This is a genomic window from Microcoleus sp. B3-D7 (genome assembly GCF_036705305.1).
Lineage (GTDB): Bacteria > Cyanobacteriota > Cyanobacteriia > Cyanobacteriales > Microcoleaceae > Microcoleus.
This window is the reverse complement of sequence record NZ_JAUBUE010000017.1, coordinates 27,450-38,542: the sequence shown is the minus strand read 5'-3', so window position 1 is coordinate 38,542 and position 11,093 is coordinate 27,450. Positions and strand designations below refer to the sequence as shown.

15 protein-coding genes are annotated in these 11,093 nt (G+C 46.4%); 6 read left to right on the top strand and 9 right to left on the bottom strand.

The genetic code is table 11. The annotated features are described in order from the left end of the window. Positions 1-133 precede the first annotated feature (133 nt). Positions 134-298 carry a hypothetical protein gene (locus QUB25_RS14120; protein ID WP_333183828.1) on the bottom strand — a complete coding sequence of 55 codons (165 nt, stop codon included), beginning with the start codon at positions 296-298 and terminating at the stop codon, positions 134-136. A gap of 34 nt (positions 299-332) precedes the next feature. On the opposite strand from QUB25_RS14120, the gene hemG reads away from it, so the two are divergent. After that, positions 333-1,793: a protoporphyrinogen oxidase gene (hemG, locus tag QUB25_RS14115; RefSeq protein ID WP_333183827.1), complete on the top strand. Its 1,461-nt coding sequence runs from the start codon at positions 333-335 to the stop codon at positions 1,791-1,793. 110 nt (positions 1,794-1,903) lie between these two features. Here the strand turns inward: hemG and QUB25_RS14110 are convergent, their stop codons facing one another. From QUB25_RS14110 to QUB25_RS14090, 5 genes are all read right to left on the bottom strand, one after another. Further along, a complete protein-coding gene (locus QUB25_RS14110) occupies positions 1,904-2,596 on the bottom strand; it encodes a response regulator transcription factor (protein ID WP_333036365.1) in 693 nt (230 codons plus the stop codon). Between the two features lie 105 nt (positions 2,597-2,701). Next, positions 2,702-4,975, bottom strand: coding sequence for a tetratricopeptide repeat protein (locus QUB25_RS14105; protein ID WP_333183826.1), 2,274 nt, complete (start codon positions 4,973-4,975; stop codon positions 2,702-2,704). Between the two features lie 424 nt (positions 4,976-5,399). Further along, positions 5,400-5,567, bottom strand: a complete 168-nt coding sequence (psb34, locus tag QUB25_RS14100; protein ID WP_106333461.1) for a photosystem II assembly protein Psb34 — start codon at positions 5,565-5,567, stop codon at positions 5,400-5,402. Between the two features lie 69 nt (positions 5,568-5,636). Then, on the bottom strand, positions 5,637-6,668 hold the full coding sequence (locus QUB25_RS14095; protein ID WP_333183825.1) for a thiazole synthase: 1,032 nt from the start codon (positions 6,666-6,668) through the stop codon (positions 5,637-5,639). A gap of 25 nt (positions 6,669-6,693) precedes the next feature. Then, positions 6,694-7,161, bottom strand: coding sequence for a CdiA C-terminal domain-containing protein (locus QUB25_RS14090; RefSeq protein ID WP_333183824.1), 468 nt, complete (start codon positions 7,159-7,161; stop codon positions 6,694-6,696). A gap of 45 nt (positions 7,162-7,206) precedes the next feature. Between QUB25_RS14090 and QUB25_RS14085 the strand changes: the two genes are divergently transcribed. Then, positions 7,207-7,908, top strand: coding sequence for a Crp/Fnr family transcriptional regulator (locus QUB25_RS14085; RefSeq protein WP_333183823.1), 702 nt, complete (start codon positions 7,207-7,209; stop codon positions 7,906-7,908). 162 nt (positions 7,909-8,070) lie between these two features. Here the strand turns inward: QUB25_RS14085 and QUB25_RS14080 are convergent, their stop codons facing one another. The 3 genes from QUB25_RS14080 to QUB25_RS14070 all read right to left on the bottom strand — a co-directional run bounded on the left by QUB25_RS14080 (position 8,071) and on the right by QUB25_RS14070 (position 9,699). After that, the gene (locus tag QUB25_RS14080; RefSeq protein ID WP_333183822.1) at positions 8,071-8,406 is read right to left on the bottom strand and encodes a cupin domain-containing protein; all 336 of its coding nucleotides are present in this window, start codon (positions 8,404-8,406) and stop codon (positions 8,071-8,073) included. A gap of 99 nt (positions 8,407-8,505) precedes the next feature. After that, positions 8,506-9,285 carry a methyltransferase domain-containing protein gene (locus QUB25_RS14075; protein ID WP_333183821.1) on the bottom strand — a complete coding sequence of 260 codons (780 nt, stop codon included), beginning with the start codon at positions 9,283-9,285 and terminating at the stop codon, positions 8,506-8,508. 207 nt (positions 9,286-9,492) lie between these two features. Next, on the bottom strand, positions 9,493-9,699 hold the full coding sequence (locus tag QUB25_RS14070) for a hypothetical protein (protein ID WP_333183820.1): 207 nt from the start codon (positions 9,697-9,699) through the stop codon (positions 9,493-9,495). A 31-nt stretch (positions 9,700-9,730) separates the two neighbouring features. Between QUB25_RS14070 and QUB25_RS14065 the strand changes: the two genes are divergently transcribed. The 4 genes from QUB25_RS14065 to QUB25_RS14050 all read left to right on the top strand — a co-directional run bounded on the left by QUB25_RS14065 (position 9,731) and on the right by QUB25_RS14050 (position 10,955). Continuing rightward, on the top strand, positions 9,731-10,141 hold the full coding sequence (locus QUB25_RS14065) for an MAPEG family protein (protein WP_333183819.1): 411 nt from the start codon (positions 9,731-9,733) through the stop codon (positions 10,139-10,141). A 90-nt stretch (positions 10,142-10,231) separates the two neighbouring features. Continuing rightward, positions 10,232-10,414: a hypothetical protein gene (locus QUB25_RS14060; RefSeq protein WP_333183818.1), complete on the top strand. Its 183-nt coding sequence runs from the start codon at positions 10,232-10,234 to the stop codon at positions 10,412-10,414. Then, positions 10,383-10,745: a hypothetical protein gene (locus QUB25_RS14055; RefSeq protein WP_333183817.1), complete on the top strand. Its 363-nt coding sequence runs from the start codon at positions 10,383-10,385 to the stop codon at positions 10,743-10,745. Before QUB25_RS14060 ends, QUB25_RS14055 begins: the two co-directional genes overlap by 32 nt. Before the next feature lie 51 nt (positions 10,746-10,796). Beyond that, positions 10,797-10,955: a hypothetical protein gene (locus tag QUB25_RS14050; protein ID WP_333183816.1), complete on the top strand. Its 159-nt coding sequence runs from the start codon at positions 10,797-10,799 to the stop codon at positions 10,953-10,955. Positions 10,956-11,093: the final 138 nt, after the last annotated feature.

Genomic DNA, 11,093 nt, shown 5'->3' with positions numbered 1-11,093 from the left:
AATACAAAAATTTTAAAGAATATAGTATTTTGGGGAATAGAACTTAATTACAGCAGATGCTCTTTTTTTAAACCAGACCCAGCGGATACAAAAGCGAGATGGAGAGACCGAGAGACGGGGAGGCGGGCAGAGGTTAATCCACAACCTGCGAGAAAAATGCTTCAGAAATGCCAGACAGCTTACCGATTCCCAATTCCCAATTCCCGATTCTCAATTCTCGATTCGCAATTCCCAATTCGGTAATCAGAAAGCGGTTTGGCAGTACGCGAAGCAAAGAACGCAAGCCGTGCAAAGCCATGTAACATAAAGATTGCGATATTTTTCTATGTAATATGGAACTATTAGATACCTTAATTGTGGGTGCGGGTATTAGCGGTTTGAGTTTGGCGCACGCACTTCACAAGGAAGCAACGAGTCCATCCTCGCTGAAGATTTTAGTCGCTGAGAGTCAAGGACGTGTGGGCGGGAACATCACCACTGTGACAGCGGAAGGGTTTCTCTGGGAGGAGGGCCCGAACAGTTTTTCGCCGACGCCAGAATTGATGAAGTTGGCTGTGGATGTGGGATTGAAGCAAGAATTGATTTTTGCCGATCGCAAATTGCCTCGTTATGTTTATTGGCAAAAAAAGCTGCAACCGGTGCCGATGACTCCACCGGCGATGATTCAGTCTCAGTTGCTGAGTTTTCCGGGGAAACTGCGGGCGTTGTTCGGGGCTTTGGGCTTTGTCGGGCCGGCAATGGGCGCTGGACTTTCGCAGCAGGGTGACGAGGAAACTGTTTCTCAATTTTTCCGCCGTCATCTCGGTACGGAAGTGATGCAGCGGTTGGTGGAACCTTTTGTTTCTGGGGTTTATGCCGGCGATCCGCAACAACTTAGCGCCGCGGCGGCTTTTGGGCGGGTAGCCAAGATGGCTGATTTGGGTGGCGGGCTGGTGGCGGGGGCGCTGCTTTCTGCTAGGAAAAGACCGAAAAAATTGCCCGCAGACCCGAATGTTCCTAAGACTAGACCGGGGGAGTTGGGTTCGTTTAAACAGGGGTTGAAGGCTTTGCCGGAGGCGATCGCTGCTCAATTGGGCGATCGTGTGAAACTCAATTGGCACCTGACTCGCCTCCAGCGTACAGAACGCGAAACTTACATTGCTGTATTCTCGACGCCCGACGGACAGCAGGAAGTTGAGGCGCGCACCGTGGTTTTGACAACGCCGGCTTACGTTACAGCCGATTTGTTGCAGCCTCTGCAACCGAAAGTTAGCAGTGCTTTACAAGCTTTTACTTATCCTACGGTTGCCTGCGTGGTATTAGCATATCCGCAGTCGGATGTCAAGGAAAAATTAGTAGGTTTTGGAAATTTAATTCCGAGGGGGCAGGGAATTCGCACTCTGGGGACGATTTGGACATCGAGTTTATTTGCCGGTCGCGCGCCTGCTGGGTGGCAAACTCTCAGCAGTTACATCGGCGGGGCTACTGATTCGGAAATTGGCAATCTCGACTCAGAACAAATCGTTCGGGAGGTGCACCGAGATTTGTCTCGGATTTTGCTGAAACCAGATGTGCCACAGCCCAAAGTTTTAGCGGTGAATGTGTGGAAGCGGGCGATTCCTCAGTACAATTTGGGTCATTTCGATCGCCTGCAACAAATCGATGAGGGCTTAAAATCTTTGCCTGGGCTGTATTTGTGCAGCAACTACGTTGGCGGCGTGGCTTTGGGAGATTGCGTGCGAAGGGGTTTTGAGCGTGCACGAGAAGTGGGCGAGTATTTGCAGAACAAACAATCAGACACTCGATCTGAATGATTATGTGGAGAGGGCGGGTTTACAAATATCGAGTATGTTAATCCGAGATATTGGTGAACCCGCACCTACAGCCTTCTGCCTTCATATCCGATGCCCAATGCCGAATGTTACTAGGTTGTGGGTTCAAACTTGTAACCCACCCCCCTAACGGTTTGAATCATCGAAATTTGAGTGGCATCTGGTTCAATTTTGCGGCGAATTTGACCTATATGGACATCCACCACGCGATCGGCTCCTACATACTCGTAGTCCCACACTTCATGCAGCAATTCCGATCGCCTCCACACGCGACCTGGTTTGCTGGCCAAACAGTACAGCAGATCGAATTCTAAAGCAGTCAAAGCAACTATCTGACTGCCGAGAATTACCTCGCGGCGAACCGGATCTATTAGTAGCTCTCCAAAAGTAAGAGTTTGTTGTTCGGCGGGAGTAACAATGCGTTTGCGCTTCAAAATTGCTGCAACGCGAGCTCCAATCTCTACAAGACTAAAAGGTTTAGTAATGTAGTCGTCAGCACCTTCGGCAAACCCTTTCATTTTGTCAGCTTCATCGGTTCGGGCAGTCAGCATCAACACAAACACGCCCGTGCGTCTTTGCATTTCTTGACACAGTTTGTAACCAGTTGTATCAGGTAAATTTACATCTAGAACTACTAAGTCAGGATTGAGTTGCTCAAATAATTCCAGACCAGTCTGACCGTCCTCGCCAGACTCAACTTGATAACCTTGCTGGCTCAAAAAACGGTGAATTAAATTTCGGATTGCCGGGTCGTCATCAACCACAAGGATTTTTACAGGGGCCATGACCACAAGTTTGCTTGAAGAATTAGGCAAGAATATTCAGCCATAATAATAGAAAACTGGATACAAATCTCGAAAAAATTGAGCTTTTAATAGTTATAGCCCTATTTATAACCTACGCAAAATTTCAGGCAATAAATCTCCAGGAACTTTGGATAAGGCTAAATTTTGGCCTGGCAGCCCACATTCACTATAGAAAGCTCTAATCGTTTTGACAATATAGCTCAATGCTGTTTGCCTGGAATCAGCAGCTTGGGAGTTTGCCGGGGCTTGCAGGTTGAGTTTATCCCCATATGTTAACCCTTTGTCATTGAGATGTTGTCCCCATTCGGCACACACTTGCAACTGGTGGTGTAGTGCTGCTTCTAGATGGCTTGTCTGTGCAGCTTTATTAGCGGCAAAATCTGGTTCTATGGCTAGTTGATAGTGGGCTAGTCCGAGATTGTTGCGGGCGGCCAAGGCGTCAAAAGTGAGCTGGGTTCGATCGAGCTCTCCGGCGATATCCAGGGCGGCTTCGTAGGCGGTAATCGCCTGCTGCAATGATTCCGTCCGCGATCGTTTCTGCTGAAACTGGTTCGCCAAATGCCAATAAGCGGTACCGAGATTATTGTAGGTGGCGGCTGCTGCTGCGGGTACTAATTCTCTGGTGCGGTATTTCAATGCTTCGCGGTAGGCGGAAATCGCCCTGACTAGCAGGGGTTCTGAGGGTTCGTGCTGGGCGAGGTTCCAGCAGGCGGTACCGAGGTTGTTTTGCACTCCGGCATAGTTGAGGGGTTCTCGTTCGGGACTGTAGCAGGAGAGGGCTTGGGTGTAAGCTGCGATCGCGCTTTTGAGATATACGATCGGCTCACCATCTTGGGCTAAATTCCAGTATGCTGTCGCCAAATTATTCTGAGCAGCAGCGTACTGCTGAGGCTCCACGGCGGGGTCTAGATCCAGCAGCGCTTGTTGGTAAGCTGCAACTGCGTGCTGCAAGTTCTCTGTCTTGTCTCGATAGCGGGCTAAATCGGCCGAGGCGATTCCCAAATTTTTGTTTAATCTAACGCGGGTTTGGGGTACGGTTTCGCTATCTGTTCGGTTCAAACCTTCAAGGTAGAGGGCGATGCTGCGTTCAAGGCTGGATACCGGATCTGAGGCGTTGAGGGCATTGGTGCGATCGCGCGACAGCATCCAGTAGAGAGTGCCGAGATCGTTAAGCAGATCGGAAATTGGCGGTAGGCTGTTGGACTCCTGGGCGTACTGAGTTAAATTTTGTGTCAATTGGGCAATCAGCCGCGCGCATTCCTCAGTTAGTGGTTGATTTTGCTGCGAGTTGGTGTCAACGTCGAGATACGCAATCACTTGTTCGATCGCGCGAATGGCGATTGTCAGGTTTTGCTCTGAAACGTCTCCGCCCAGAATGCGATCGCGGTAGTAATTCCCCAAACTGTGATAAGCCAAAGCCAAAGCTTCGCAAGAACACTGATGTTCTTGCAGCAGTTCGATGTATTGCAGAGTTTGCAGCGGCAGAAAATTGTCCTCCGATGCGGCATCATTTTCTGCTTCCAACTCCTCAGAAGCCGCTGCTAGCACCAAATCTGCCAGTTGGACGGATTTAGAATCTGGCGCTGGGGACGGGGGATGGGAAATTGGGGATTGTTCGTCTTCTGTCAGTGGGACGGATTTAGAATCTGGCGCTGGGGACGGGGGATAGGAAATTGGGGATTGTCGATCGGGAATTGGGTATTGTCCAGACAAAGAAGGTATTAAAAGTTGGTTGCCAAAGTCTCCGTTGTCCCGTAAGTTTCGCAAGTCTCCGGAGTTCCCGAAGTCATCAAAGTGCCCGAAGTCTCCCTTAGCTGGAGTTGGTTCGCCTTCAAACTCAAATACTCCGGTTCGCCAGTGCCAAAATTCCGGGGCGGAGTGCTCGATCGAACTCAGCCAGGGCCGCGACACCCACAGCAACACAGTAGACTCGCACATTTGCAGGTTTGCTTCGATGTCTCTCAAATAGCTCAGGAACGACCACTGCACGGCTGCTGACTGCCTGGTCAGGTGTTCTGCCCCAAGAATTTGAAATCCCGGCAAAGGGCTGTAGCTGCCCCTGTTTTGCGGCGGTGGGTGTTGGGTCAGCCACGCGGCGATCGAACGCCAAGGATTTGGATCGCTCAAGTCAAGTTCCAAACTGACAAATCGGGGGTAGTGGATCGGGGAGCGAGGATCGGAGCCTGCGCTCTCTGCTGCTAATTCTGTCTGCAAGCGGGCTGCCAGACAGTCCCGCAAGCACAAGTCGTCGCAGGCGGCGATAAAAATTTGACGGCGTAAATTGAGGTCGATCGCCTGTTTCAAGCGTTGGTAGATCAGCTTGTTCGAGCTAGAAACTTTTTGGGAAGGAATAGACATCAGGATCAGCCGATTTTAGATTTTAGATTTTAGGTTTTAGGTTTTAGATTTTTGGATTGTAGATTTTAGAGTTGAGAGTTGAAATCTCGATCACTCATAACTCACAACTAAGCCCCGAAGGCAGTCAATCGCACCGGTGATGACTAAAGGATTGTGGATTTTCAATTGGCAATTTTATGTGGGTGGCGAACCAGTGTGATTAAGTGCAACCCAAGTCCCTGAACCCGACAGCCAAGAGGAAAACACCAAGTTTATGTTCGTCTTATTTAGCTTTCCAGCTCGCTCGGCACGCTTCAGGATTGTCGCAACTCCCTGCTTTGTATTGAAACACAAAAACCATGTTTCCTTGGGAAAGGAAAACATGGTTTCTCGAAGGATTATTTAAAATTGCGATTTGAAGCAGCTTTGAGTCTCAGGCCAGTTTTCAGACGGAGGCAGCCACGTACACCAAACCGGCGACTAACATGGCTGCTGCAATACCCATGATGATGTAGTTGCGTTGCTGATTTTTGTTGGGAGGTACGGCTTCATACACCTTCGGCTCTTTAGCAAAGTTGTTCAGGCGTCCATCGTCATCTTTGATGTAAGGCATCAGTCACAATCCTTAATATTTTTGATGTTTACAACTCTACCAAAAAAGCGCCCAGGAAAATTCAGGAATTTATTTGGATGTGACAGTGCCTGTTTGCGGAGAAGAGGCGATCGCATAATCTTTGATCGGCATTCTGCCTGCTAAGTACGCTATCCGGCCCGCTTCTGCTGCCATTCCCATTGCTTTTGCCATTGCCGGGGAATTTTGGGCATTGGCGATCGCGGAATTAATCAACAGTGCATCGGCTCCCATTTCCATTGCTCGCGCCGCTTCGCTGGGCGTTCCGATTCCCGCATCGACTACCACAGGAATATTTACCGTGTCAATAATTATTTGAATGTTGGCCGCATTGTTGATCCCTTGCCCTGAACCGATGGGCGAACCTAAAGGCATGACTGTCGCACAACCGACTTCTTCGAGGCGTTTTGCCAGGAGGGGATCGGCATTGATGTAGGGCAAAACGGCAAAACCTTCTTTGACTAATTGTTCTGCAGCTTCCAAAGTGCCGATCGGATCTGGCAGCAAATATTTAGCATCGGGAATCACTTCTAATTTGACAAAATTATTGTCTTCTTGCCCTAAAAGTTTCGCCATTTCCCGGCCCAAACGAGCTACTCTAATCGCCTCATCCGCAGTTTGACAACCGGCAGTATTTGGCAGCATCCAAATTTTCGTCCAATCAAGAGCCTCTGCCAATCCTTCATGACCGGGAGCATTTGTTTGCACTCGCCGCACAGCTACAGTCACAATTTCGCACCTGCTAGCGTTGACACTTTGCTGCATTTCTGCGATGCTGCGATATTTTCCCGTACCCGTCATCAAGCGAGAATGAAAAGTTTTGCCGGCAATAACCAGAGGTTTGTCTAAAGGTGGCGTTGCTGTGTCTACTGGATAGCCAAAAATGCTGTACTCAAGTGCCTCTTCCCACTGTTTTCTGCCACCCATCATCTCTTCAAGCTGCCAACCTTCTTTTATCGTTAGATCGTCGCGGGTAACAGCATATAAAATTTGGCCTACAGTAATTAGTTTAGCATCTCGCGGCATATTATTTTTCAACCCGCACTCTACGATTTCTTTAAATTCGCTGAAATGGTCTTCCATTTTGCCAGTCTTCCCTTGTAATGGTTTAAATTTGTTTGCTGTTTGCAACAAAAATTATTTGTTGAATCTGGTTTTGGGTATCCCAAAACAGACCTTGTTTGATGCCAGCGTTGATTTTCCAGACATCGTAATTTTCTCGGTTGATGTGAAAAATAACTACTGATGCACCTTGATTTTTTGCCCTGCTAATTCCTTCTTGAACTCGATACCTGATGTTCCTCGTAGATTCTGTTAACTCCTTAAATTCGCAAATCTGACCGTCTATCTCAGCGTCTGGCGTTCTCACACCCTCTGCTGCTTGCTCGCTCAACAGCGTAACTCTCTTTCCCATTTTAGCCAAAACTTCAGCGACAAAACTTTCCGAATTATTAAGATTGTGTTGTTGGTGAATTAGCACAAATCCACCAGCTATCTCATCAAAATAATATCGCCGATATTCTGGTTCTGCATTTTCGTAGATGACTCTGCTTGTCTCGATATATTCTGAATTCACCGTTACTATAATCTCAATGGAATCGGATCGGGTAGAGTTAAATCTATGAAAGCAACTGTCGAGCAACTGGCTAAAATAGGAATATTTGCCAGCTTAAACCGAACTGAATTAGAACGATTGCAAGAACACACAGTAATTTGCAGTTACCGACAGGGAGAAGTTGTGATGTATGAGGGCGATCGCATCCCCGAAAAATTATACACTCTTTTGAGCGGTTCTCTGCGGGTTGCAAAAACAGCGGCGGCGGGCAAAGAAACAATTCTCCGCACTTTATTTCAGGGAGATATTTTTGCTGCACCTGCATTGCTAGGCAACGGCATTGCCCCCGCAACGGTGACGGCAGAAAGTGATGTGGAAGTTCTTACCACAGAACGGGAATTTTTGCTAGCAGCAATTCGGGAAAATCCTGAGATTGCTTTGCGAATATTGGCGGTTTTTAATCAGCGGTTGCAGCAACTGCACGAGACTGTGCACGGTTTGGTGTCGGAAAGGGCGATCGTGCGGCTGGCCCGATTTATTCATTACTTTGCCGTCGAGCAAGGTACGAAGATTGCGGATAATAGTGTATGTTTAGAAAAACGTTTTCCCTACTATCAAATTGCTCGCAGTATTGGAATTACCTACGAAGAATGCGTGCGGTTGTTTAAGAAACTCAAGCCGTTTGTATCCTACAGTCGAGGCGGTAAAATTATTGTATTGGATTGGAAGAAATTGGAGGATGTCGCCTCTGGAGATGAAATAGACTAAAGGTTAACATCCCAATGCTTGTAGGGCTGCTTTCAGAAACAATATTTGACTGCCACTAACTATATAAAACCGCCCCCAGAATCGATTATTCGGGGCGGGTTTATGAGGTTGAATTTAAGGATTTATAGTTGTCAAGCCGCCCCAATAGCTATATTTATGGAATTAATTGAATTCAGAAACTGTCAAAATAAACGCCAAGTTTTCTTCAGCTTTCAAAGCGTGAAGAGCTTGACCGGGCATAAAGACAAATACCCCCGGTTCCAAAACAATATCCTTCCCTTCCAAAGTCAAAATACCCTTTCCTTCTATGACATTAACTGTGGCATTCCGTGCCGAAGAGTGTTCCGAAATTTCTGTTCCTGCTGCCAGACAAAATAAACTGTACTGACAATTCTTGTCTTTGACTAAAATTTTGTTCAGCACTCCGGCGGCGGGATATTCAATTGCGTCTCGGAGTTGGATTGCTGAAGATTGTAGCGGTAAAAGAGTAGTAGTCATAGTTTTTGACAATTAATTAATTTGGTCACAAGCCTTGAATTTATCAGTGGCTTCACTTTCTTCCATCGAAAAGTGAAAATCGAAAATCAATTGAATCGGTTAAGATTGTTTTTTGGCAGAGATAACGATGTAGCCTAGATCCTGTTGGTAATGCTGGAAAACTCGACGCATTGCTAAGATACGATCGCGAATTTGCGATCGACTTAATATATTCCACACAATCCGCACAGTACCCACAAACCCTTCATCTTGCAGCATTCGCGGTAAGTTGAGGAGCCCCATCGCCCCGGTTTGACACTTTTCTACTTGCAAACCCGCGTTTTGGCAAACAGCAATCCAGCCAGACTCAGACAAAGGCGTTGAATTGACGCGAATCACTTCTGATAAAGCTTTGTGAATTTCAGATTCTCGGTTTCGGGCTAAAAGTTCGTGAGAGAGAAACTTGCCGCCTGGTTTTAAACGATCGCAAATTCCCGATACAATTTTAGCTTTCCCTGACGGCGACTGCATTGTCAGGATAGCTTCAGCCAAAACCCAATCAAACTGTTGAGAAATCCGATCCAAGTGAAAAATATCTCCTTCCACAATTTCCACTCGATCGCTCAAACCGGCTGCTGCCACATTAGCACGAGCGCGGGCCACACTCTCGGGATTTTTCTCAACTCCCACTACTTTTACCCCAAAACGTTCAGTAAGGGCGATCGAACTATATCCAAAACTAGCAGCCAACTCCAAAACAGTCTCCCCAGGCTGAAAATCCGCCCATTCAAATAACTGTTCCGTAGCCAACTTCCCCCCCGGCCTCAACATTTTCTTACCCGCCGCCGCCAGAACTTCATGTCCGGGTGCAGTCTTAAAATTGAGAGCAGTATTGGTCATTAAATTGACCTCCTATTTAACCTTACTCTCAGTTTGCCAAATTTTCCCCAATCTTTCTATGATGTAGCTCATATTCAAAATATCGTATAGTGCGTCAGCCTCCTCAATTTTTACAGTTTTAGATTTTAGATTTTTAATTTACTCTACAAATTTTAGATTTACTCCACAGATGAATCTGGGAGGCTGAATAAGAGTCTAAAATTTGAGCTATTCACGACAATAGTCGGGGGCTTGTATCTGTATGCAGGGGCGAGCAAAAACAATCAAAATCCCAGCCAGCAAGTTTTCGAGGATCTCCCGGAACTCTAAAGCAATTGCCGCGCCAGTAATCCCCAGCAGTTGAATCAAATCCCCTGCCTTGAATGACGGGAGGGCGATGAATAACGCGATCGGCAATAATTGATTTATAATCAAGATATATACTCCACCCCAATAATACCGAATCATGCTCGCAGAAGCAAACGCGACACTTTGGCCTAGTCTAATTACTGTTTCAGCATTAATTGTCTACTTCGTTGTTACCATCAACGTCGGCAGAGCTAGATTCAAATACAAAGTTTCTCCCCCGCAGATGACAGGAAACCCAGACTTTGAGCGAGTGGTGCGAGTTCAGCAAAATACCTTAGAGCAAATGATTCTATTTTTGCCCTCGCTGTGGCTGTTCTCGCAATTTATCAGCCCAATTTGGGGCGCTGGTATCGGCGCAGTTTGGATAGTTGGACGCATTTTGTTTGCTTGGGGTTACTATCAAGCTGCTGAAAAAAGAGCGGCAGGATTTGGCATTAGTACCTTAGCTACTTTAGCTTTGCTTGGGGGTTCCTTAACAGGCATAATTATGTCGCTGATGAAGGTTTGAGCCTAGCTTACGATAGACATAATTGTTTTTCTACTCGTTTCCAGGCTCTGCCTGGGAACCAGTTAAATGTAATAAATGTTAGGAGTAAATATGTCAGAAACCAACAAACCCGTATTTGAAATTAACCCGAGACTTTTTCAGCAGCTTGTCGAGTGGCAAGAAAAACTTGAACGAGAAGATGAATTAGCAAGCGAGTCAGAAAACGAGAAACCAACTGAGGTAATAACTCCTCCCGACAGTGATGAACAGCATTCTCAAACAGATAATTTCTAGCTGGTGGCTAGCAGCATCTTTGGGATTTCCGGCTGCTGTCTCGGCTCAATCGCTGACACCCAGCCAAATTCAGCAAGTCAATAGCGCTTTGTTTCGTTCTAACTCTCAAGATTTCTTTCAGCAAGGCTATCGCCAACTGGAAAGGGAAATCGCAACTTTGTTGCAAAAAAATGTCGCTTCCGAAGACCGGATTCTGGAGATTGATGAAAAACTGCGCTCTCAGCTTTGTAGGCAAGAATTTCAAATATCGTCGTCGAATTCTGATACACTAAGTGCTGCTCAGATTGCTGATTTTCAGACCAAATTAAAAGACATTTGCAGACACAATTAAAATGAAAGTGAGGTCAATATTCAAACTTTAGTGCTAATGGATAAAGAGGCAATGGCAAAGTTAAAAACAGCCATGCTGGAAGCGGAAACCGCTGCTCATTTGGCGGCAATCATTATTGATTATACTCATGAGGAAATGATGGTAGTTTTTTATGAGCTAGAATGGGAACAGCAGGCTAGAATTAAGGATATTTGGAAGACTGTTAGTTAAAGTAGATTGACCAAAATCAGAGGTTTTAATTTTTCACCGCAGATGTAAGCCGATAGATGCAGATGAACGCAGATTTAATTTTTTTATTGTTCGCTGTGTAGAAAATTCTTAATTTGTACACAGCGAACACTGACACAT